Origin of the sequence: Geodermatophilus dictyosporus (assembly GCF_900115505.1) — a bacterium.
Classification (GTDB): domain Bacteria; phylum Actinomycetota; class Actinomycetes; order Mycobacteriales; family Geodermatophilaceae; genus Geodermatophilus; species Geodermatophilus dictyosporus.
The window spans coordinates 205,924-226,314 of sequence record NZ_FOWQ01000002.1 but is presented as its reverse complement, the minus strand read 5'-3'; the positions used below and the strand labels follow the sequence as shown (position 1 = coordinate 226,314).

Annotated in this window: 19 protein-coding genes and 1 tRNA gene; 17 read left to right on the top strand and 3 right to left on the bottom strand. The window is 74.8% G+C overall.

Annotated features, from left to right (window positions below; genetic code table 11):
- Window positions 1–135: 135 nt before the first annotated feature.
- The 3 genes from BMZ33_RS04605 to BMZ33_RS04595 all read left to right on the top strand — a co-directional run bounded on the left by BMZ33_RS04605 (window position 136) and on the right by BMZ33_RS04595 (window position 3,083).
- Window positions 136–1,737, top strand: coding sequence for a multicopper oxidase family protein (locus BMZ33_RS04605; protein ID WP_091108340.1), 1,602 nt, complete (start codon window positions 136–138; stop codon window positions 1,735–1,737).
- 34 nt (window positions 1,738–1,771) lie between these two features.
- Entirely contained in the window at window positions 1,772–2,212 is a 441-nt protein-coding gene (locus BMZ33_RS04600) for a VOC family protein (RefSeq protein WP_091108339.1), read from the top strand.
- Between the two features lie 196 nt (window positions 2,213–2,408).
- Window positions 2,409–3,083, top strand: a complete 675-nt coding sequence (locus tag BMZ33_RS04595) for a hypothetical protein (protein ID WP_136697193.1) — start codon at window positions 2,409–2,411, stop codon at window positions 3,081–3,083.
- 160 nt (window positions 3,084–3,243) lie between these two features.
- Here BMZ33_RS04595 and BMZ33_RS04590 read toward each other — a convergent pair.
- The 3 genes from BMZ33_RS04590 to BMZ33_RS04580 all read right to left on the bottom strand — a co-directional run bounded on the left by BMZ33_RS04590 (window position 3,244) and on the right by BMZ33_RS04580 (window position 4,867).
- A tRNA-Arg gene (locus tag BMZ33_RS04590) sits at window positions 3,244–3,315 on the bottom strand.
- 51 nt (window positions 3,316–3,366) lie between these two features.
- Window positions 3,367–4,068, bottom strand: coding sequence for a DUF305 domain-containing protein (locus tag BMZ33_RS04585; protein WP_091108337.1), 702 nt, complete (start codon window positions 4,066–4,068; stop codon window positions 3,367–3,369).
- 10 nt (window positions 4,069–4,078) lie between these two features.
- Complete coding sequence (locus BMZ33_RS04580; protein WP_091108336.1) at window positions 4,079–4,867, bottom strand: thioredoxin-like domain-containing protein; 789 nt, start codon at window positions 4,865–4,867, stop codon at window positions 4,079–4,081.
- 221 nt (window positions 4,868–5,088) lie between these two features.
- Here BMZ33_RS04580 and argS point away from each other — a divergent pair, with 221 nt between their 5' ends.
- The 14 genes from argS (at window position 5,089) to atpB (ending at window position 20,359) form a co-directional block, all read left to right on the top strand.
- Complete coding sequence (gene argS, locus BMZ33_RS04575; RefSeq protein WP_091108335.1) at window positions 5,089–6,750, top strand: arginine--tRNA ligase; 1,662 nt, start codon at window positions 5,089–5,091, stop codon at window positions 6,748–6,750.
- A gap of 32 nt (window positions 6,751–6,782) precedes the next feature.
- Window positions 6,783–8,237, top strand: a complete 1,455-nt coding sequence (gene lysA / locus BMZ33_RS04570; RefSeq protein ID WP_169063882.1) for a diaminopimelate decarboxylase — start codon at window positions 6,783–6,785, stop codon at window positions 8,235–8,237.
- Window positions 8,234–9,523: a homoserine dehydrogenase gene (locus BMZ33_RS04565; protein ID WP_091108330.1), complete on the top strand. Its 1,290-nt coding sequence runs from the start codon at window positions 8,234–8,236 to the stop codon at window positions 9,521–9,523. Before lysA ends, BMZ33_RS04565 begins: the two co-directional genes overlap by 4 nt.
- Entirely contained in the window at window positions 9,520–10,599 is a 1,080-nt protein-coding gene (gene thrC, locus BMZ33_RS04560; RefSeq protein ID WP_091108328.1) for a threonine synthase, read from the top strand. Before BMZ33_RS04565 ends, thrC begins: the two co-directional genes overlap by 4 nt.
- Complete coding sequence (gene thrB, locus BMZ33_RS04555) at window positions 10,596–11,519, top strand: homoserine kinase (RefSeq protein WP_091108326.1); 924 nt, start codon at window positions 10,596–10,598, stop codon at window positions 11,517–11,519. The genes thrC and thrB overlap by 4 nt, the downstream gene beginning before the upstream one ends.
- A gap of 248 nt (window positions 11,520–11,767) precedes the next feature.
- Window positions 11,768–14,035 carry a transcription termination factor Rho gene (gene rho, locus BMZ33_RS04550; RefSeq protein WP_091108324.1) on the top strand — a complete coding sequence of 756 codons (2,268 nt, stop codon included), beginning with the start codon at window positions 11,768–11,770 and terminating at the stop codon, window positions 14,033–14,035.
- A gap of 201 nt (window positions 14,036–14,236) precedes the next feature.
- Entirely contained in the window at window positions 14,237–14,461 is a 225-nt protein-coding gene (gene rpmE, locus BMZ33_RS04545; protein ID WP_091108322.1) for a 50S ribosomal protein L31, read from the top strand.
- Between the two features lie 117 nt (window positions 14,462–14,578).
- On the top strand, window positions 14,579–15,658 hold the full coding sequence (prfA, locus tag BMZ33_RS04540; RefSeq protein ID WP_091108320.1) for a peptide chain release factor 1: 1,080 nt from the start codon (window positions 14,579–14,581) through the stop codon (window positions 15,656–15,658).
- Window positions 15,655–16,518: a peptide chain release factor N(5)-glutamine methyltransferase gene (gene prmC / locus BMZ33_RS04535; RefSeq protein ID WP_091108861.1), complete on the top strand. Its 864-nt coding sequence runs from the start codon at window positions 15,655–15,657 to the stop codon at window positions 16,516–16,518. The genes prfA and prmC overlap by 4 nt, the downstream gene beginning before the upstream one ends.
- Window positions 16,519–16,524: 6 nt before the next feature.
- On the top strand, window positions 16,525–17,166 hold the full coding sequence (locus tag BMZ33_RS04530; RefSeq protein ID WP_091108318.1) for an L-threonylcarbamoyladenylate synthase: 642 nt from the start codon (window positions 16,525–16,527) through the stop codon (window positions 17,164–17,166).
- Window positions 17,167–17,300: 134 nt separating this feature from the next.
- Complete coding sequence (locus tag BMZ33_RS04525; protein WP_169063880.1) at window positions 17,301–18,632, top strand: glycosyltransferase family 4 protein; 1,332 nt, start codon at window positions 17,301–17,303, stop codon at window positions 18,630–18,632.
- A gap of 89 nt (window positions 18,633–18,721) precedes the next feature.
- A complete protein-coding gene (locus BMZ33_RS04520; RefSeq protein ID WP_091108316.1) occupies window positions 18,722–19,168 on the top strand; it encodes a Cg1360 family ATP-synthase-associated protein in 447 nt (148 codons plus the stop codon).
- Window positions 19,165–19,488, top strand: a complete 324-nt coding sequence (locus BMZ33_RS04515; RefSeq protein ID WP_091108314.1) for a hypothetical protein — start codon at window positions 19,165–19,167, stop codon at window positions 19,486–19,488. Before BMZ33_RS04520 ends, BMZ33_RS04515 begins: the two co-directional genes overlap by 4 nt.
- A 97-nt stretch (window positions 19,489–19,585) precedes the next feature.
- Window positions 19,586–20,359: a F0F1 ATP synthase subunit A gene (gene atpB / locus BMZ33_RS04510; RefSeq protein WP_091108860.1), complete on the top strand. Its 774-nt coding sequence runs from the start codon at window positions 19,586–19,588 to the stop codon at window positions 20,357–20,359.
- The last annotated feature ends 32 nt before the right edge of the window (window positions 20,360–20,391 follow it).

Genomic DNA, 20,391 nt, shown 5'->3' with positions numbered 1-20,391 from the left:
TCGGTGGACCGACCGGATCGGTCGGTGGCGTCGGGCACACCCTCATCCTTTACGGACGGAAGGGGCTCGACTCTCGAGTGTGACGGTGCGGCAAGGTGTACCCCGGCGTGACCGTCGACACAGTCAGGACGTCCCATGAGAGAACCCGCCCTCACGCGCCGCAGCGTGCTCAAGGCCACCGCGGTGGGGGCGGCGGCCCTCGTCCTGCCCTCCGCCGCCGGCAGCAGCGCCCGCGCGGCCGGGGTCTCGGAGCTGGCACCGGATCGCCTGCCGCGGCCGTACACCCCCTACGACCGGTTCGTGCAGCCGCCGGTGCTGCGGGTGCCGGACGCGCCGGGCAGCCGTCCGGTCGTCGAGGTGGTGCAGGCCCCCACGTCGGTGCGGCTGCTGCCGCAACCGGGACCCGAGACGGCGATGTGGGTCTACGGCGGCTCCTATCCCGGCCCGACGATCAAGGTGCGGCGCCACCAGCCGGTCACCGTGCGCCAGGTCAACCGCCTGCCCGCGGCCCACCCGCTGTTCGGGTACGGGTTCCACACCTCCGCGCACCTGCACGGGTCACCGTCGCTGCCCCCGTTCGACGGCTACGCCAACGACCTGAGCCACCCGGGCTTCCTCAAGGACCACGAGTACGACAACGAGGAGGACGCGCGGACCCTCTGGTACCACGACCACGCCGCGCACCACACCGCGCCGAACGTCTACACCGGGCTGGCCGGGCAGTACCACGTGCTGCCCGAGGCGGGCGCACCCGACCTGGGCCTCCCGGTGGACGACGAGTTCGACGTGCCCGTGACCATCAGCGACGTCGCCTTCCGGGCCGACGGCCAGCTGCTCATGGACCCGCACAGCGTCGACGGGGTCCTCGGCGACGTGGTCCTGGTCAACGGGGTGCCGTGGCCGGAGGTGCCGGTGCTGCCGCGCACCTACCGGTTCCGGCTGCTCAACGCCTCGATCGCCCGGGGGTACCTGCTCCGGCTGACCGGCGGGCTGCCCATGACGGTGGTCGCCACCGACGGCGGGCTGCTCCGCCGGCCGGTCACCGTGGACCAGCTGCGGGTCGGCATGTCCGAGCGGTACGACGTCCTGGTCGACTTCGCGCCGTTCGCCGGACAGCGGGTCGAGCTGCGCAACCTCGGGGTGCCCAACGCCACCGACCACGAGCACACCGGTGAGGTGATGGCCTTCCGCGTCGGCACCGACCCGGGTGGACCGGACACCGTCCTGCGCGAGGACGAGTGGCCGGGCGCGGACGCGGCGGGGACGCTCGCCATCGACCCCGCCGAGGCGGTGGCCACCCGGCGGCTGCGCTTCGTCAGCCGGGGCGGGGTGATGACCATCAACGGGCAGACCTGGACCGACGTCGAGAACTCGGGGTTCCGGCTGGCCGTCGCCGAGCCGCAGCGCGGCACCGTCGAGGTGTGGGAGCTGGAGAACCCCTCCCGGCGCTGGTTCCACCCGGTGCACCTGCACCTGGTCGACTTCCGGGTGCTCGACCGCGACGGCCGCCCACCCGCCCCGTACGAGGACGGGCCCAAGGACGCCGTCTACCTGGGGGAGCGGGAGCTGGTGCGCATCGCCGTCCGGTTCGGGCCGCACACCGGCCGGTACACGATCCACTGCCACAACTCCGGGCACGAGGACCACATGATGATGCACCAGTTCTGGGTCAGGGACGGCGCCGACGAGGGCCTGGACCCCCTCGACCCGCGCTTCGCCCCGAGGCCGGCTCCGTAGGTCCCGCCCCGGACGGGCACGGGAGGACACGGCGATGGTCCAGGTCCGACGCTTCGACCACGTCGGCATCACGGTCGCGGACCTCGACGCGGCGACGGCGTTCTTCGCCGGGCTGGGTCTGGAGGTCGAGGGGCGCACCTTCCTCGAGGGGGAGTTCGTGGACACCGTGATCGGCATCCCCGGTGCCCGTGCGGAGATCGTCGTGCTGCGGCCGCCCGGCGGGGGGACCGGGCTGGAGCTGTCGCGCTTCGTCCGGCCCGACTCCGAGCCGGGGTCGCCCGCCGCGATGGCCAACCGGCTGGGGCTGCGCAACGTGACCTTCGAGGTCGACGACCTCCGGGGGGCCGTCGACCGCCTGGCCGCCGACGGCTACGGCCTGGTCGGCGGCGTCGGCGAGTACGAGCAGGCCTGGCTCATGGCCCACGTGCGCGGCCCGGAGGGGATCGTCGTGTCCCTGACCCAGCGGACCGGCTGACGCCGCCGGGTCGAGGCTGCACCGCTGTCTCCGTGAACGACCACCTGCTGGTCGTGACGGCTGGCGGGTCCACGGCGCCGGTGACCTCAACGTCCGCCGCGAGGCCCCTGGACATCGACTGTGACACGGCCCACGGTCTGCGCGGGGTCAGGGGGAGGCTCATCAGGGCCCTGTGTCGGTCACGAGACCGACCTCCGTGTTGACACCGCTCGGTGAGGAGCCCCCCATGAACCGTCTCGCACGTCTCGGCGCCGTCCTGGTCGCCGGCGGAACCATGGCGCTGACCGCGTCACCGGCAGGGGCTCACCCCGCTGCAGCGGCGCCTGGCGACGACGCCGGCTGGGTACCCATCGAGGAACTGCGCCCCGGCTACTACGACCCGATCGACATCTCGGCGTGCGGAACGACCGTCACCATGACCACCGGCGACGTCGCCGACATCGAGGGTCGCGAGACGCCGCTGCCCGACGGTGGCCTCCTCTTCGAGGTCCGTGGCGACGTGACGGTCGACCTGACGCGTCACGACACGGGTCAGGTGATCGATGAGCTCGACGTCTCCGGGCCGTACACCGAGCAGGTCTCCGCAGATGGCACGCAGATCGTCGGCGCCTACCACGCGCCGTCGATCCTGTTCCCGTACCCGGAACTCGGGCCGGTGGACGCCGCGGCCTTCGAGGCGGCAGGCATCCCCGACCTGGCCTACGTCGAGAAGGGCGTCGTCACGTTCGACCTGGTCATCGACCCGGACACCGGTGAGGCCGTCACCGAGGAGGCCGACGTGGATGGCCGGATCATCGACCTGTGCACGTGGTTCGACGGTGACCGCGGCCAGGCGCACGGACACGCCTACGCCTACGCCGACCACAGGTGAGCCGCGCGGCCGTTCGCCGCGCGACGTCGCCGTCCTCGCGGCCGGCGTCCTCGGGCTGAGAGACCCGGCGGCGGACCGTCTGCGGAGCGGAAGCCGGAACGGCCCGGACGACAAGACCGTCCGGGCCGTTCCGGTGAACCGCTGACCTGCGGCTCCTGGGTGCCCCCGGCAGGATTCGAACCTGCGCACCCGCCTCCGGAGGGCGGTGCTCTATCCCCTGAGCTACGGGGGCCCGGGCAGGGGAGAAGCTACCAGCCCGCCCCGACCCGTCCGACGGCGGGACTCAGGGCGCCGGCAGGGGCGTCCCGCCCCGCGCGGTGAGCATGCCGACCATGGTGGTGACCTCGGCGCCCTGCGTGTCGGCGATCGAGCGGGCCAGCGTGCGCACCGCGGGCTCGTCGGCGTGCTGCGCGGCGTACTCGGCCATGTCGAAGCCGCCCTGGTGGTGGCGGGTCATCAGCCGCAGGAACTCGACGTCGAACGCCGTCCCCGACAGCGACCGCAGGCCGGCCAGCTCCGCCTCGGTGGCCATGCCCGGCATCACCGCGCCGTCCGTCCCCGCCACCGAGCCCGTGTCGTGCCCGGCGTGCGCGCCGCCCATCCACGCCATGTGCTCCCCACCGGAGCGGGGCAGCCCCCACAGCGACAGCCAGCCCTCCATCCGGCCGGCCTGGTTGGTCTGCGTGCTGGAGATGTCGAAGGCCAGCTGCCGCACCTCGGGATCGGGGCTGCGCTCGAGCGCCAGGTTGGCCATCTCCACGCCCTGCCGGTGGTGCAGCGCCATGTCCCGGGCGAAGCCGGCGTCGACCGAGTCCGCCGTCGGCGCCGGGTCCCGCCCGATGCCCAGGCCCACCGCCAGCCCCCCGCCCAGGGCCACGAGCGCCACGGCGATCAGCGCCAGCAGCGCGGCGCGCAGGCCCCGCCCCCGCGGACGGGGCGCCGGGGCGGGCGCGTCCTGGCCGGGACGGACGGCGGTGGCGGTCATCGCGGGCCCCTCAGGAGGTCGGCGTGGTCGGGGCGTCGGTGGTCGTCGCGCCCGCGCCACGGCTGCCGTCGTCGACGGTGAGCGGGTCGGCCACGAACGTCGGGTTCTCGCAGCTGGCGCCGATCTCGGGGTAGTGGCCCTCGACGTCGCCGTTGAAGGTGAGGAAGTCGGCGAACTGCTCGATGCGCGGGTCGTCGACCGAGTCGACCTTCAGCTGGTGGTTCCAGGACTGCAGGCTCACCGCGGAGTCCAGCCCGGCGTAGGGCGAGAGCAGCCGGCCGGAGACGCCGTCGACCAGCTCGGCCAGCGTGGCCACGTCGTCGCCGGAGACCCGCTCGGGGTCGTAGGCGATCCACACCGCGCCGTGCTCCATCGAGTGGACGGCGTTCTCGTGCCGGACGTCGACGTCGTAGACCGTGCCGGTGCAGTCGGCCCACTCGCCGTCGTGCGGGCCGCCGACCGGCGGCGACTGCTCGTACTGCACGGGGGTGGTCACGTGCTCCTGGCCCGCGGCGTAGTCGAAGCTCTCGATGCCGGCGATCTCGTCGATCGCGTCGATCTGCTGGGCGTCGGCCTCGCGCACCTGCACCACCGCGTAGGTGATCGCGGCGGCGGCGAAGACGACGACGGCGACGGCCGCGGCGATCAGGCCCCACGGCCGGCTCTGGGTGACCACCTGCGTCGGCGGCCGGGTGCGGCCGCGGCCGCCACCGCGGGGGGCCGCCGGACGGGCGCCGGACCCCGACCGGCTCGCCCCGCCTCCGGCACGGCCGGCGTCGGGCTTGCGGTCCTTGGCCACGGGCTCTCCTCGTCTCGCTGTCGCGCTGCTCTGGTGCCGGCTCCGGTGTCGCCGCCGGGCTCCCGGTGGTGCTCCCGCGCGGGGGAGGCCACGATGGGGCCTCCTGGCCCGCGCGCCCGGCACGTCTGCTCGCCCACGAGTCTAGGTCGGGCGGCTGTGTGCTCCCTGACAGCTGTGGTGCGGCGGGTGGTCGTGTGGTGCGCGCTGCCTACGATGACGCGGTGACACCCGAGCAGTTGCGCGACCTCGTCCGGACCGCGGTGGGGGCGGTCGTCGAGCGCGGCACGCTCGCCGTCGCCGTCCCCGACGACGTCGTCGTCGAGCGCCCCAGGAACCCCGAGCACGGCGACTACGCCACCAACGTGGCGCTGCGCCTGGCCAAGCCCGCCGGGCGGCCGCCGCGCGAGGTCGCCGAGGCCGTGGCCGCGGAGCTGCGCGCGCAGCCGGGCGTCGCCGCGGTCGACGTCGCCGGTCCCGGGTTCCTCAACATCCGGCTCGCGCAGGGGGCGCTGGGCCGCATCGCGGTCGAGGCGGTCACCGCGGGGGAGGCCTACGGCCGCACCACCACGCTGGCCGGGCAGCGGCTGAACCTGGAGTTCGTCTCGGCCAACCCGACCGGCCCCGTGCACATCGGGGGCACCCGCTGGGCCGCCGTCGGCGACGCGCTCGGCCGGCTGCTCGAGGCCAGCGGCGCCGAGGTGACGCGCGAGTACTACTTCAACGACGCCGGCGCGCAGATCGACCGGTTCGCCCGGAGCCTGGTGGCCGCCGCGCACGGCCGGCCGGTGCCCGAGGACGGCTACGCCGGCGACTACGTCGGCGAGATCGCCGGCCAGGTCGTGGCGGCCGAGCCCGGCGTGCTCGAGCTGCCCGAGGACCAGCAGCAGGAGCGCTTCCGCGCGCGCGGCGTCGAGCTGATGTTCGCCGAGATCAAGCAGACGCTGGCCGAGTTCGGCGTCGTCTTCGACGTCTACTTCAGCGAGCGCACGCTGCACGAGACCGGCGCGCTGGAGAAGGCCGTCGCCCGGCTGCGGGAGAACGGCCACGTCTACGAGGCCGACGGCGCCGTCTGGCTGCGCACCACCGACTTCGGCGACGACAAGGACCGCCCGCTGGTCAAGAGCGACGGCGAGCCGACCTACTTCGCCGCCGACTGCGCCTACTACCTGGACAAGCGCACCCGCGGCTTCGACAAGGTCGTGATCATGCTCGGCGCCGACCACGCCGGCTACGTCGGCCGGTACCGGGCGCTGGTGGCCGCGGTCGGCGACGACCCCGACGCCAACCTGGAGATCCTGCTCGGCCAGCTGGTCAACCTCGTGCGCGACGGACAGCCGCTGCGGATGAGCAAGCGGGCCGGCACCGTCGTGCGGCTCGACGACCTGGTGGACGCCGTCGGCGCCGACGCCGCCCGCTACGCCCTGGCCCGGGCCTCGGTCGACCAGCAGATCGACCTCGACCTGGACCTGTGGAGCCGGCAGTCCAACGACAACCCGGTCTTCTACGTGCAGTACGCGCACGCCCGCATCGCCTCGGTGCTGCGCAACGCCGCCGACCTCGGCCTGACCCTCGGGGAGGTCGTCGACGTCGACGTCGCACAGCTCAGCCACGAGCGGGAGAACGACCTGCTCCGGGCGCTCGGCGAGTTCCCGCGGGTGCTGACCTCCGCCGCGGAGCTGCGGGCCCCGCACCGGGTGGCCCGCTACCTCGAGGAGCTGGCCGGCACCTACCACCGCTTCTACGACGTCTGCCGGGTGCTGCCCCGCGGCGACGAGGAGGCCGGCCCGCTGACCACCGCGCGCCTCTGGCTGTGCGCCGCCACCGCCGTGGTGCTGCGCAACGGCCTCGCCGTGCTCGGCGTCTCCGCCCCGGAGCGGATGTGAGGGCGCACCCGGCCGGCCCGCTGCACGGGGGCATGACCCCGCCGCCGTCGGTCGGCCTGCCCCCGGCCGACCTCGGCGCGCTCGACCCGGAGGTGTGGCCGCGCTCGGCCCGCCGGGTCGACGGCGAGCTGCACCTGGGCGGCCGGCCCGTCACCGAGCTGGCGCGCGCGCACGGCACCCCGCTGTTCGTCCTCGACGAGGACGACTTCCGCGGTCGCGCCGCCGACTTCGCCACCGCGTTCACCGGCGCCGACGTCCACTACGCGTCCAAGGCCTTCCTCTGCGGCCAGGTGGCCCGGTGGCTGGCCGACGACGGCCTGCACCTGGACGCCTGCAGCGGCAACGAGCTCGCCGTCGCGCTGGCCGCCGGGTTCCCCGCCGGGCGCATCGCGCTGCACGGCAACAACAAGTCGCTGGTCGAGCTGCAGCTGGCCGTCGACGCCGGCATCGGCCACGTCGTCCTGGACTCCTTCGACGAGATCGACCGGCTGGTGCCGATGGCCGCGGCGCGGGTGGCCGCCGGCGGCTCCCCGGTGCCGGTGCTCATCCGCACCACCGTCGGCATCGAGGCGCACACCCACGAGTTCATCGCCACCGCCCACGAGGACCAGAAGTTCGGTTTCTCGCTGGCCACCGGCGACGCGCTGACCGCCGCCGTCCGGGTGATCCGCGAGCCCGCGCTGCACCTCTCCGGGCTGCACAGCCACATCGGCTCGCAGATCTTCGACACCGCCGGCTTCGAGGCGGCCGCGCACCGCGTCGTCGGCCTCATGGGCCAGGTGCACCAGGCGACCGGCGAGGTGCTCGGCGAGCTCAACCTCGGCGGCGGCTTCGGCATCGCCTACCTGCCCGACGACGACCCGGTCACCCCCGGCGACGTCGCCCGGCGGCTGCGCACCGTCGTGGCCGCCGAGTGCGCGGCGCTGGACCTGCCGGTGCCGCGGCTGGCCGTCGAGCCCGGCCGCGCGATCGCCGGCCCCGGCACGGTCACCCTCTACGAGATCGGCACCATCAAGCCGGTCCGGCTGGGCAGCAGCGGGCACGGGGCGCCGCAGGTGCGCAACTACGTGTCGGTCGACGGCGGGATGAGCGACAACATCCGCACCGCCCTCTACGACGCGAGCTACACCTGCGTGCTGGCCAACCGCACCTCCGACGCCCCACCGGCGCTGTGCCGCGTCGTCGGCAAGCACTGCGAGAGCGGCGACGTGCTGGTGCGCGACCTGTGGCTGCCCTCGGACGTGCAGCCCGGCGACCTGCTCGCCGTCGCGGCCACCGGCGCCTACTGCTGGTCGATGGCCAGCAACTACAACTACCTGCTCAAGCCGCCGGTGGTCGCCGTGCGCGACGGCGCGGCCACCGAGGTCGTCCGGCGCCAGACGCTGGCCGACGTGTTCGCCCTGGACGCCGTCCTGGCGGACGTGCCGGCGCCCTCGCCGGCGATCGACCAGCCCGCCCCCGAGCACCCCGTGGGAGCCCGTTCGTGAACCCCCTCAAGGTCGCCCTGCTCGGCTGCGGCACGGTCGGCGGTGCGGTGCTGCGGCTGGTCGCGGAGCAGGCCGCCGACCTCACCGCGCGGGTCGGCCGCCCGGTCGAGATCGCCGGGGTCGCCGTCCGCCGGCCCGACCGGCACCCCGAGGTGCCCGCGCACCTGCTCACCACCGACGCGCTGGGCCTGGTCACCCGCGACGACGTCGACCTCGTCGTCGAGGTCATCGGTGGCATCGAGCCGGCCCGCTCGCTGATCCTCGCCGCGATCGAGGCCGGCAAGTCGGTGGTCAGCGCGAACAAGGCGCTGCTGGCCGAGGACGGCGTCGCGCTGCACGCCGCGGCGGCCAAGGCCGGCGTCGACCTCTACTACGAGGCCTCGGTGGCCGGGGCCATCCCGCTGCTGCGCCCGCTGCGCGAGTCGCTGGCCGGCGACCAGATCCGGCGGGTGGTCGGCATCGTCAACGGCACGACCAACTACATCCTGTCCCGGATGGCCGAGACCGGCGCGGGGTTCAGCGAGGCGCTGGCCGAGGCGACCGAGCTCGGCTACGCCGAGGCCGACCCGACCGCCGACGTCGACGGCTTCGACGCCGCCGCCAAGGGCGCGATCCTCGCCTCGCTGGCCTTCCACAGCGCCGTCACCGCCGCCGACGTGCACCGCGAGGGCATCGCGTCGGTGACCGCCACCGACGTGGCCCGCGCCGCGGAGATCGGCTGCACGGTGAAGCTGCTGGCCATCTGCGAGCGGGTGCCGGGGGAGGAGGGCGAGTCGGTCGCCGTCCGCGTGCACCCGGCGATGATCCCGACCAGCCACCCGCTGGCCGCCGTCGGCGGGGCGTTCAACGCCGTGTTCGTCGAGGCCGAGGCCGCCGGGCAGCTGATGTTCTACGGCCAGGGCGCCGGTGGCGAGCCGACCGCCAGCGCCGTCCTCGGCGACCTGGTCGCCGTGGCCCGCAACCGGGTGGCCGGCGCCGCGGGGGCGGGCCCGAGCGCCTACGCCGACCTGCCGGCCCGGCCGATCGCCGAGACGCCGACGCGCTACCACGTCAGCCTCGACGTCGCCGACGTCCCGGGGGTGCTGGCCACCGTGGCGACCGAGTTCGCCCGTCACGAGGTGAGCATCGCCACCGTCCGCCAGGACGGGCACGGCGACGCCGCGACGCTGGTCATCGTGACGCACAGCGCCCCGGACGCGGCGCTGTCGGCGACGATCGCGGCGCTGCGGGAGGTGCCCGCGGTCCGCGGTGTCACCAGCGTGCTGAGGGTGGAGGGGCTGTCATGACCGGGACGCTGCGCGGGACCGTCTCCCCGTTCTGGCCGGGGCTGATCGAGGCCTACCGGTCGCGGCTGCCGGTCAGCGCGAGCACACCGGTGGTCACCCTGCACGAGGGCGCCACCCCGCTGGTGCCGGCCGTCGAGCTGTCGCGGCGCACCGGCTGCGAGGTGTTCCTCAAGGTCGAGGGCGCCAACCCGACCGGGTCGTTCAAGGACCGCGGCATGACGATGGCCATCACCAAGGCCAAGGAGGAGGGCGCGCAGGCGGTCATCTGCGCCTCCACCGGCAACACCAGCGCGAGCGCCGCCGCCTACGCCGCGCGCGCCGGCATGGTCTGCGCCGTCCTCGTGCCCCAGGGCAAGATCGCGCTGGGCAAGCTGGCCCAGGCGCTGGTGCACGGTGCCAAGCTGCTGCAGGTCGACGGCAACTTCGACGACTGCCTCGCCCTGGCCAGCAAGCTCGCCATCGACTACCCGGTGAGCCTGGTCAACAGCGTCAACCAGTTCCGCATCGAGGGGCAGAAGACCGCGTCCTTCGAGGTCGTCGACGTCCTCGGTGACGCCCCCGACGTGCACTGCCTGCCGGTCGGCAACGCCGGCAACATCACCGCCTACTGGCAGGGCTACCGCGAGTACACCGACGACGGCCCGGCCACCCGGCGACCGCGGATGTGGGGCTTCCAGGCAGCCGGCGCCGCGCCGATCGTCACCGGCCAGGTCGTCGAGCAGCCGAGCACCATCGCCACCGCCATCCGCATCGGCAACCCGGCGTCGTGGACCAAGGCGCTGGCCGCCCGCGACGAGTCCGGCGGGCGCATCGACGCCGTCACCGACCGCGAGATCCTCGCCGCCTACCGGCTGCTCGCCCGCAGTGAAGCCGTCTTCGTCGAGCCGGCGTCGGCCGCCTCGGTCGCGGGGCTGCTCAAGGTCGCCGCCGCCGGCGAGCTCGAGCCGGGACAGCGGGTCGTCTGCACGGTGACCGGCAACGGGCTCAAGGACCCCGACTGGGCCATCTCCGGTGCGCCCGCCCCGGTGACGGTCCCGGTCGACGCCGCCGCGGCCGCCGCGAAGCTCGGTCTGTGAACGGCCGCGCCGTCCGCGTCCGGGTCCCCGCCACCAGCGCGAACCTCGGCCCCGCGTTCGACTGCGCGGGCCTCGCGCTGACCCTGCACGACGTCGTCGAGTTCGCCGTCGCCGACACCGGCCTGGCCGTCGAGGTGTCCGGCGCCGGGGCCGGCGAGCTGCCCACCGACGCCTCGCACCTGGTCGTGCGCGCCTTCCGCGCGGCCTGCGGCGTGCTCGGCTGGTCGCCGCCCGGCCTGCGCGTGCGCGCCCGCAACGGCATCCCGCAGGGGAGGGGGATGGGCTCGTCGGCCGCGGCCGTCGTCGCCGGCGTCGTCGGCGCCTTCGAGCTGTGCCCCGACGTCGACGTCCGCGACGACGACGCCGTGCTGCGGCTGGCCACCGAGCTCGAGGGCCACCCCGACAACGTCGCCCCGTGCCTGCTCGGCGGGGCCACGCTGTCGTGGATGGGGGAGGCCGGTGCCCGCGCCGTGCGGCTGCCGGTCGCCGCCGGCGTCCGCCCCCTCGTCCTCGTGCCGGGCGCGACGCTGTCGACGCACGTCGCCCGCGGGCTGCTGCCCGACGCCGTCCCGCACGCCGACGCCGCGCACGCCGCCGGCCGCGCCGCGCTGCTGGTGCACGCGCTGACCTGCGACCCGGGGCTCTTGGTCGAGGCCACCGAGGACCGGCTGCACCAGCGCCAGCGCGCCGCCGCGATGCCCGGCTCGGCCGCGCTGCTCGACCGGCTGCGCGCCGCCGGCCACGCCGCGACGGTCTCCGGCGCCGGACCGAGCCTGCTCGTCCTCGGCGCCGGGGACCCCGCCGCGGGGACGGACGACGTGACGTCACTCACCCCGGACGGGTGGGACGTGTACCCCCTGGAGGTGGACTGCGACGGAGCCCGGGTGGTGCGCGAGGCTCCTGGGGTATCGTCTCCATAACGAGGAACACACTGCGAGCCAGCGGTGTTGTCCCGGTCGTGGGGCGAGTCTAGTCTTCGGGCGTAGCCGTCCTTCTCGGGCGAGCCTCGCGCGGGGCGTTGCAGACGTTCTCACCGTCGGCGCCGATCCGTCCCGCACCCACTCGATCCGCGGTCTGTCCTGCTGTCCCGCCACACCGGCCGGACGGGCAGCCGTCGGGTCACCCCCTGCGCTGGTAGGCGCAGGTCACCGCAGGGAAGGACCTGTACGTGAGCGAAACCACCGACCTCACCACCGTCGGTGCCCCCGAGGGCGCCGCGGGTGAGGCACCTGCTGCTCCGGGGACGGCGGGCCGGTCGCGCCGCCGCGGCAGCGGGCTGGCCGGGATGCTGCTCCCCGAGCTCCAGCGGCTCGCGTCCGAGCTGGGCATCTCCGGCACCGGCCGCATGCGCAAGGGCGACCTCGTCGCCGCCATCTCCGCCCGCCAGGTCGGCGGTGAGCAGGGCGGCGGTGCCCCGGCCCCCGGTGCCCCGGCCGCCGGCGCGCTGGCCGCCGAGGACTCCGGCGCGCCCGCCGCGCGCGGCGTCGCCGCCACCGCCGCGCCGCTCGAGGCCCCCGTCAGCGGAGGCGCCAACGGCGGCCCCCTGACCACCCCGGCCGCCGACGGCGCCGGGAGCGCGCCGCGCCGCCGCCGCGCCGCCAGCCGTCCCGCCGGCGCGCCGGCCGCCGAGGACTCCGGCGCGCCCGCCGCGCGCGGCGTCGCCGCGACCGCCGCGCCGCTCGAGGCCCCCGTCAGCGGAGGCGCCAACGGCGGCCCCGTCACCACCCCGCCCGCCGAGCGCACCGAGGACGAGCGCACCGACGGTGAGCGCACCGACGGCGAGCGCAGCGAGGGTGACCCCACCGAGGGCGACCGCCCGCGCCGCGACCGCACCCGCACCCGCGACGGCCGGGACAACCGCGACGGCGAGCGCGCCGAGCGGACCCGCGACGGCAACGGCACCGCCCGCGACGGCGAGCGCGCCGAGCGCGGTCGGGACGGCAACCGCGACGGCGAGCGCAGCCGCGACGGCGGCCGCGACGGCAACCGGGACGGCGGCCGCGAGGGCACCCGGGACGGCAACCGCGTCCCCGACCGCGGCGAGCGCACCGACCGCGGTGGCCGGCCGGACCGCACCGAGCGCAACCGCACCGACGAGCGCAACCGCACCGACGAGCGCAACCGCACCGACGAGCGCGGCCGGACCGACGACCGCAACCGCACCGACGACCGCACCGACGAGGACGACGACGACTTCGAGGGCGGCCGCGGCCGCCGCGGCCGCCGCTACCGCGACCGCAACCGCCGCAACGGCCGGGAGCGCTTCGACCAGCCGACCGAGCCCACCGTCAGCGAGGACGACGTCCTGCTGCCCGTGGCCGGCATCCTCGACGTCCTCGACAACTACGCCTTCGTCCGCACGTCGGGCTACCTGACCGGGCCGAACGACGTCTACGTGTCGCTGTCCCAGGTGCGCCGGCACGGCCTGCGCCGCGGCGACGCCATCACCGGCGCCGTCCGGCAGCCGCGCGAGGGCGAGCGCAAGGACAAGTACAACGCGCTGGTCCGCCTCGACTCGGTCAACGGCCTGGACCCCGAGCAGGCCCGCAACCGGCCGGAGTTCACCAAGCTGACGCCGCTCTACCCGCAGGAGCGCCTGCGGCTGGAGACCGAGCCGCACCAGCTGACCACCCGGGTCATCGACCTGGTCATGCCGATCGGCAAGGGGCAGCGCGCCCTCATCGTCTCGCCGCCCAAGGCCGGCAAGACGATGGTGCTGCAGGCGATCGCCAACGCGATCACCACGAACAACCCCGAGTGCCACCTCATGGTCGTCCTCGTCGACGAGCGGCCCGAGGAGGTCACCGACATGCAGCGGTCGGTGAAGGGCGAGGTCATCGCCTCGACCTTCGACCGGCCGCCGTCGGACCACACCACGGTCGCCGAGCTGTCGATCGAGCGCGCCAAGCGCCTGGTCGAGATGGGCCACGACGTCGTCGTCCTGCTGGACTCGATCACCCGACTGGGCCGCGCCTACAACCTGGCCGCGCCCGCCAGCGGGCGCATCCTCTCCGGTGGTGTCGACTCCACCGCGCTCTACCCGCCCAAGCGCTTCCTCGGCGCCGCCCGCAACATCGAGAACGGCGGCTCGCTGACCATCCTCGCCTCGGCGCTGGTCGAGACCGGGTCGACGATGGACACGGTCATCTTCGAGGAGTTCAAGGGCACGGGGAACGCGGAGATCAAGCTCGACCGCCGGCTGGCGGACAAGCGGGTCTTCCCGGCGGTCGACGTCAACGCGTCGGGCACGCGCAAGGAGGAGATCCTCCTCTCGCCCGACGAGCTGGCCATCGTCATCAAGCTGCGCCGGGTGCTCGCCGCGCTCGAGCCGCAGCAGGCGCTGGAGCTGCTGCTCGACAAGCTGCGCAAGACGCGCAACAACATCGAGTTCCTCATGCAGATCCAGAAGACGACGCTGGGCCCCGAGCGGGACTGAGGAAGGGACCCTGCTGCCCCCACCGCTCGCACGCTCGCGGTGGGACCTCGCAGCGGGGCCACCAGGGCAGCGGGGCCCGGCCGTCTGGGACACTCGACGGCCGAGCCCCCGCGCCGTGGCCGCGCGGCCGGTCGGAATGACCGGCCGGTGGCCCGCGTTCAGACAGACAGCACCGAGACGTCCCCGGAAGAGGCCCGCATCATGAAGCCCGGTATCCACCCCGACTACCACACCACCACGGTCACCTGCGGGTGTGGGAACACCTTCACCACCCGCAGCACCGCGCCCAGCGGCCAGCTGACCGTCGAGACCTGCTCGGCCTGCCACCCCTTCTACACCGGCAAGCAGCGCATCCTCGACACCGGTGGCCGCGTGGCCCGCTTCGAGAAGCGGTTCGGCAAGCGCGGCGCGAACGCCGGCAAGTAGTCCCCCCGACGGCGCCCGTCCCACCTCGCGTGGGGCGGGCGCCGTCGTCGTGTCCGCCCCGCCCCACCGGGCACTTCCGCGGAAGTGCACCGCACCGTCCCGCCCGAGAGGTCCCAGATGAGCAGCCCCACCGACACCGCGCCCGACCGGCTGGGCGGGCTGCTCGAGGAGCACGCCGCGCTGGAGACCGAGCTCGCCGACCCCGCGGTGCACGCCGACCAGGCCCGCGCCCGCCGGCTGGGCCGCCGCTACGCGCAGCTCGCGCCCCTCGTGGAGACGGCGCGGGCGCTGGACGCCGCCCGCGACGACCTGGCCGCCGCCCGCGAGCTGGCCGCCGAGGACCCCTCCTTCGCCGAGGAGGCCCGCGGCCTCGAGACGCGCATCGAGGAGCTGACCGACCGGCTGCGCTCCTTGCTGTTGCCCGAGGACCCCGACGACGACAAGGACGTCATCCTCGAGATCAAGGCGGGGGAGGGCGGCGCGGAGTCGGCGCTGTTCGCCGGCGACCTGCTGCGCATGTACCTGCGCTACGCCGAGCGGCGGGGCTGGGCCACCGAGGTGCTCGACGCCGTCCCCGCCGAGCTCGGCGGCTACAAGGACGTCTCGATCGCGGTGAAGTCCCGCACCGACGAGGGCATCTGGTCGCGGCTGAAGTTCGAGGGCGGCGTGCACCGCGTGCAGCGGGTACCGGTCACCGAGTCGCAGGGCCGCATCCACACCTCCGCCGTCGGCGTCCTGGTGCTGCCCGAGGCCGAGGAGGTCGACGTCACCGTCGACCCGAACGACCTGCGCATCGACGTCTTCCGCTCGTCGGGGCCCGGCGGGCAGAGCGTGAACACCACCGACTCCGCCGTGCGCATCACCCACCTGCCCACCGGCATCGTGGTCAGCTCGCAGAACGAGAAGAGCCAGCTGCAGAACCGGGAGTCGGCGCTGCGCGTGCTGCGCTCCCGGCTGCTGGCCGCGGCCCGCGAGGAGGCCGCGGCCACCGCCAGCGACCAGCGGCGCAGCCAGGTGCGCACCGTCGACCGCAGCGAGCGGGTGCGCACCTACAACTTCCCGGAGAGCCGCATCTCCGACCACCGGGTGGGCTTCAAGGCGCACAACCTCGACGCCGTGCTCGACGGCGAGCTCGACCCGGTCATCGACGCGCTCACCCGCGCGCACACCGCCGAGCTGCTGGCGGCCGGCTCCTGAACCCCCGGGCGCTGCTGACCGACGCCGCGCGGCGGCTGGCCGCGGCCGGCGTCGGGTCCCCGCGCGTGGACGCCGAGCTGCTGCTCGCCCACGCCCTCGGCCGCCCGCGCACCGCGCTGCTCACCCTCGACGACGTGGACGACGACGTCGCCGCCCGCTTCGCCGCGCTGCTCGACCAGCGGGCGCAACGGGTGCCGCTGCAGCACCTCACCGGCCGGGCGCCCTTCCGCCACCTCGAGCTCGCCGTCGGCCCCGGTGTGTTCGTGCCCCGCCCGGAGACCGAGCAGCTCGTCGAGTGGGCGCTCGGGCGGCTGGCCGGCGTCCCCGAGCCGGTCGTCGTCGACCTGGGCAGCGGGTCGGGCGCCATCGCGCTGTCGATCGCGCACGAGCACGCCGGCGCGCGCGTCACCGCCGTCGAGCGCGACCCGCAGGCCCTGGAGTGGACCCGGCACAACGCCGTGCTGCGCGCCGGCGTCGGCGACCGGCCGGTGACCGTGCTGGCCGGCGACATGACCGACGCGGGCCTGCTGACCGGCCTCGACGGCACCGTCGACCTCGTCGTCTCCAACCCGCCCTACGTGCCCGACGGCGCCCGCGTGCCCCGGGAGGTCGCCGACCACGACCCGCCGCTGGCGCTGTGGGGCGGTCCCGACGGCCTCGACGTCGTCCGCGGGCTGCTGCGCACCGCCGCGCGGCTGCTGCGCGACGGCGGCGCGCTCGGCATCGAGCACGCCGACCAGCAGGGCGGCGCGCTGCCCGCGCTGGTGCGGGCGCACGGCGCGTTCGGCGACGTCGCCGACCACCCCGACCTGGCCGGGCGCCCCCGCTTCACCACCGCCCGCCGGGCCGCGCGAGACTGACCCCTCGTGGCCGACCTGTACGACTGCACCGACCCGGAGGCGCGCGCCGCGGGTCTGGACGCCGCCGCCGCGGCGATCGCCCGCGGACAGCTCGTCCTGCTGCCCACCGACACCGTCTACGGCGTGGGCGCCGACGCGTTCTCACCCGCCGCGGTCGCCGGGCTGCTCGCCGCCAAGAACCGCGGCCGGGCCATGCCGGTGCCCGTGCTCATCGGCGAGGCCTCGACGCTGGGCGGGCTGACGCTGAGCGTGCCGCCGGTCGCCTCGCGGCTCGCCGAGGCGTTCTGGCCCGGCGGGCTGACCCTGGTGGTCGAGCACGCGCCGTCGCTGGCCTGGGACCTCGGGGACGCCGAGGGCACCGTCGCCGTCCGCCTCCCCGACGACGACGTCGCCCGCGACCTGCTGCGCCGCACCGGTCCGCTGGCGGTCTCCAGCGCCAACCGCTCCGGCCGGCCGGCCGCGACGACGGCGCAGGAGGCGCTCGCCCAGCTCGGCGAGCGCGCGGCGGTGGTCCTCGACGGCGGACCCCGCGCCGGGGCGGCCCCGAGCACCATCGTCGACTGCACGGGCCCGGTGCCGCGGGTGCTGCGCGTCGGCGCGGTGCCGGTCGACCGGCTGCGCGAGGTCGTGCCCGACCTCACGGACTGACGGCGGGACCCGGTCGCTCGCGGTCCTGCTCGGTGCCAGGTGGGGGCGATACCGTGGGGCCGAACGTCTTGTCGTCTGGCCCCGGGAGCACCGTCGCGATGAGCACCTCCGCCGGTCCCCGCCGAGGCTGATCCGTGCGCGAGTACGCCGTGGTCCTGCTGACCGCCGGGCTGGTCACCTTCCTGGCCACCCCGGTCGTGCGGCTCGCCGCGGTGCGGCTGCGGATGATGGCCGCGCCCCGCGAGCGCGACGTGCACGTCATCCCGACCCCGCGCGGCGGCGGCGTGGCCATGTACCTCGGCGTGGCCGCGGCGATCATGGTGGCCACCAGGCTGCCCGCGCTGCAGCGCACCTTCGACGACTCGCAGACCGCCGCCGTCCTCGTCGCCGGCGGGCTCATCTGCCTGCTCGGCGTGCTCGATGACAAGTTCGGCCTCGACGCGCTCACCAAGCTCACCGGCCAGATCGCCGCGGCCGGCGTCATGGTGCTCGTCGGCGTCCAGCTGGCGTTCCTGTTCGTGCCGGTGGCCGACATCGGCACCATCTCGTTCGGCCCGGACGTCGGCGTGCCGCTGACCATCCTGCTGACCGTCCTCACCGTCAACGCGCTCAACTTCATCGACGGCCTCGACGGGCTGGCCGCCGGCGTCTCGGCGATCGCCGCGCTGGCCTTCTTCGCCTACAGCTACAACCTCAGCCGGGTCGGCTACGACGACGTCGCCAGCGCCCCCGCCCTGGTGACCGCCGTGCTCGCCGGTGCCTGCCTGGGGTTCCTGCCGCACAACTTCAGCCCGGCCCGGATCTTCATGGGCGACTCGGGGTCGATGCTGGTCGGGCTGATGCTGTCGGCGGCCGCCGTGAGCGCCACCGGCCGCGTCGACGCCCAGTCCTTCGACTCGGCGGCCAGCCTGCTGCCCCTGGCGCTGCCCCTGCTGGTGCCGGTGGCGGTGCTCTTCATCCCGTTCATCGACCTGGTGCTGGCCGTCGTCCGCCGGACCCGGCGCGGCCAGTCGCCGTTCTCCCCGGACAAGATGCACCTGCACCACCGGCTGCTGGCGATCGGCCACTCGCACCGCCGCGCGGTGCTCACGATGTACTTCTGGGCGGCCCTGCTGTCCTTCGGTGCGGTGGCCCTGTCGGTGACCGGCGGCAAGGCGGAGCTGCTCGTGCTGATCGCGGCGCTGCTGGTCGTGGGCGTCGTCGTCGTCCTCGCCCCGCACACCCGGCGGACGGCCCGGGAGGCCCGGGCGGCGGAGATCGCCGCCCAGCGGCGGCGCAGCCGCGCCGCCCACCCCAGCGCGCGGGCCACCCCCGGCGCGACTCGCGGTCCGGTCGCCGCGCAGGGGCCCGCCGCCGAGCGCGGCGTCACCGCCGCGCAGACGCCCCCGTCGGAGGCCTCCCCGCCGACCCCGCCGCCCGGCACGGCCGCGCCGCGGGCCGCGGGCGCCGGTCAGGGCCTGCGCTGACCCCTCCGGCACCGACCCCGGCGCCCCGGGACGGTGACCGGCCCACTCGTGACCGACTGCGGGCCAGGTGGCGGCGGTTATCGTGAGTCGTGCACTCCGGAGACCAGAACACGGCACCCCGCGATCCCTACGCCGCCATGTTGCGCGGGGGCCTGGTCCCCGCGGCCGCGGCGGGCGTGGTCGCGCTCGCCGTCTCCACCGCCGTCCAGGGCGGCCTCGGTGCCGCGGGCAGCGCACTGGCCACCGCCGTGGTCCTGCTGAGCTCGGCCTCGACGTTCCTGTTCCTGCGGCGCATGGCCGGACTGGACCCGCGGGTGATGTTCCTGGGCGCGATGGTCGGCTACTTCTTCAAGGTCGGCCTGCTGGGGGTCTTCCTCCTCGTCTTCCGCAACGCGGAGTGGCTCTCGCCCACGGCCTTCGCGGTGACCGCGGTCGTCGTGTCGCTGGTGGGCACGACCGGCGAGATCCTCGCCTTCACCCGGGTGAAGACCTACATCTACGACCAGCCGACGACGCCGCCCGTGGCGGGGCGTTGACCGACCCCCGGACCGGCGCCGGTGCCGCCGGCCGCCCCGGCGAGGACACGGGTGACGGCACGGGCGGCGGCCCCGCCCACGACACCGGCGAGGGCCGGCGTCCGGCGCCGGTGCACGCGCAGATGGTGACCGGGGCGCACCTCGACCAGGGGTGGCACGCCCTGTCCACGATGCTGTCGGCGATGCTCGTGTTCGGGCTGCCGTCGTGGTGGCTGAGCGAGGCCCTCGACCAGGTGTGGATCATCCCCGTGGGACTGGTCCTGGGGATGGCCACTGCGATCGCCACCATCTGGGTCCGTTACGGTGTCCACGGCCCGTGAGCAGCGCCTGCACCACGGGTCTCGCGCGACTGCTCCCCGGTCCGCAGCAACGCACCAACCCGACGCAGTCCACGACGGAGGCTGAGTAGTGACGACCATGGTGTCGGCCGCCGAGGAGTTCGTCCCACCGAGCGCCCCGGACTTCTGGCAGCCGCTGGTCGGCACCGGTGCCTTCGCGGTGACCCGCTCGATGATCGTCATGCTGCTGGTGACCCTGGTCCTCGCCGTGGTGATGGTCGCCGCCACCCGTCGGCTCTCGGTGGTGCCCGGTCGTGGGCAGTACTACCTGGAGGGCGTCTACGGCCTGGTCCGCAACTCCATCGGCCGCGACATCATCGGCAGCGCCCACTTCCGGCCCTACGTGCCGCTGCTGTTCACCCTCTTCACGCTGATCCTGCTGAACAACCTGATGGGCATCGTCCCGCCCGTCCAGTTCCCGACGATGAGCCGGATCGGCTTCCCGCTCGCCCTGGCGCTCGGCGTCTACGTCGTCTACCTGGTGGCCGGCGTCCGGCGGCGCGGCCTCGGTGGCTTCCTGAGGAACCTGGTGCCCAGCGGCCTGCCGTTCTGGGTCGTGCCGGTGGTGTTCCTCCTCGAGCTGGTCACCTTCCTCATCACCCGTCCGGTGACGCTGACGCTGCGGCTCTTCGGCAACATGTTCGCCGGCCACATCCTGCTGCTGCTCTTCGCCCTGGGCGGGGAGTACCTGCTGCTGCACGGCGAGGGCCTGCTGAAGCTGGTGTCGCTGCCGGCCTTCCTGATGTTCTTCCTGTTCACCGCGTTCGAGATCCTGATCGCGTTCCTGCAGGCCTACGTCTTCATCCTGCTCGCCTCGGTCTACATCGCCGAGGTGTACGCGGACGACCACTGACGTCCGCGGCTCCACCCAGCACCGCCCCGCAC

Coding starts and splice junctions, on each gene's coding strand:
- rpmE (WP_091108322.1), top strand. CDS start 14,237: ATGAAGCCCGGTATCCACCCCGACTACCACACCACCACGGTCACCTGC.
- BMZ33_RS04605 (WP_091108340.1), top strand. CDS start 136: ATGAGAGAACCCGCCCTCACGCGCCGCAGCGTGCTCAAGGCCACCGCG.
- lysA (WP_169063882.1), top strand. CDS start 6,783: ATGACCCCGCCGCCGTCGGTCGGCCTGCCCCCGGCCGACCTCGGCGCG.
- prfA (WP_091108320.1), top strand. CDS start 14,579: ATGAGCAGCCCCACCGACACCGCGCCCGACCGGCTGGGCGGGCTGCTC.
- BMZ33_RS04585 (WP_091108337.1), bottom strand. CDS start 4,068: ATGACCGCCACCGCCGTCCGTCCCGGCCAGGACGCGCCCGCCCCGGCG.
- atpB (WP_091108860.1), top strand. CDS start 19,586: ATGGTGTCGGCCGCCGAGGAGTTCGTCCCACCGAGCGCCCCGGACTTC.
- BMZ33_RS04600 (WP_091108339.1), top strand. CDS start 1,772: ATGGTCCAGGTCCGACGCTTCGACCACGTCGGCATCACGGTCGCGGAC.
- thrC (WP_091108328.1), top strand. CDS start 9,520: ATGACCGGGACGCTGCGCGGGACCGTCTCCCCGTTCTGGCCGGGGCTG.